At 69.8% G+C, this 1,465-nt stretch carries 1 protein-coding gene; it reads left to right on the top strand.

All coding sequences use genetic code 11. The annotated features are described in order from the left end of the window. Positions 1–242: 242 nt before the first annotated feature. Entirely contained in the window at positions 243–1,442 is a 1,200-nt protein-coding gene (locus tag AB0B02_RS31865; RefSeq protein ID WP_357306819.1) for an IS110 family transposase, read from the top strand. Positions 1,443–1,465 lie beyond the last annotated feature (23 nt).

Raw genomic sequence — 1,465 nt, 5'->3', positions numbered from 1 at the left:
CCCGTTACCTTTTTGATCGTCCCCAGCCGGGGACCCTCGGTCGCCCGGCCCGGTATGACTTCCTGCCCCTGTCGTTCGGATGATCCGGGGGGTGTTGTCGCCGGGTCGGGTGGCGTCGGTGGACCGCTGATAGGGACACGGCCACCCGTGTTCGGGGTAGGTCTCTTCGTAACGTGGCTGCCGGCAGTCCGACGCTCAGACCAGCGGCCGAGGCCACGGAGCGATGCGTGGAGGCGGGTGTGGTGCACGGTGGATACGGCGTCTACCTCGGCTTGGACGTCGGCAAAGAGGGTCACCACGCGGTCGGGTTGGCGCCGGACGGCAAGCGGCTGCACGATGCGGCGTTGCCGAACACTGAGGCCAGGCTGCGGCAGTTGTTCGACAAGCTCGCCCGTCACGGCCGGGTTCTGGTGGTGGTCGACCAGCCGGCCTCGATCGGCGCCTTGCCGGTCGCGGTGGCTCGATCATGTGGTCATCACGTGGCCTACCTGCCTGGCCTGGCGATGCGGCGCATCGCTGACCTGCATCCCGGCTCGGCGAAGACCGACGCCCGGGACGCCTACGTCATCGCCGATGCTGCCCGCACCCTGCCGCACACGCTGCGGCGGGTCGACGTCGGCGACGAAGCCCTCGCGGAGCTGGAGGTACTGGTCGGCTTCGACGACGACCTCGCCGGCGAAGCCACCCGCGTGTCCAACCGGATCCGGGGACTGCTCACGCAGATCCATCCCGCCCTGGAACGGGTCCTCGGCCCGAAGGTTCACCACAAGGCCGTGCTAGAGCTGCTGTCACGCTGCGGCGGCCCGGTCGGGCTGCGCAAGGCAGGCCGCCGCAAGCTGATGGCGATCACCGCCGTCCACGCACCCCGCATGGGCGAACGCCTGGTCGAGCAGATCATGACCGCACTCGCCGAGCAGACCGTCACCGTCCCCGGCACCCAAGCAGCCGAGACGATCCTGCCCCGCCTCGCCGACACCCTCCGCGACACCTTGCGGCAACGCGACCAGGCCGCCGGCGAGGTCGAAAGGATCCTCGATGCACACCCTCTTGCCCCGGTCCTGACCTCGATGCCCGGCATCGGCGTCAGGACCGCCGCCCGGATCCTGCTCGAAGTCGGCGACGGCACCGCCTTCCCGACTCCCGGGCACCTTGCCGCCTACGCCGGCCTCGCCCCGGTCACCCGACGATCCGGCAGCAGCATCCGCGGCGAACACCCACCCCGAGGCGGCAACAAGAACCTCAAACGGGCGTTCTTCCTCGCCGCGTTCGCTGCCCTCGCTGACCCCGTGAGCCGCGCCTACTACGACCGAAAGAGAGCCGAGGGCAAACGCCACAACGCCGCCCTCATCTGCCTCGCCCGACGCCGCTGCGACGTCCTGTTCGCCATGCTCCGCGACAAGATTCCCTACCAGCCCCGCCCAGCCACGCCGATCGCCGCTTGACGAAACCCATAGGGACACCCCCC

This window comes from Micromonospora sp. NPDC049240, from assembly GCF_040647835.1.
In the GTDB taxonomy this organism is placed as follows: domain Bacteria; phylum Actinomycetota; class Actinomycetes; order Mycobacteriales; family Micromonosporaceae; genus Micromonospora.
Note: the sequence above shows the minus strand (reverse complement) of the source record. Positions and strands in the feature narration are given on the sequence as shown.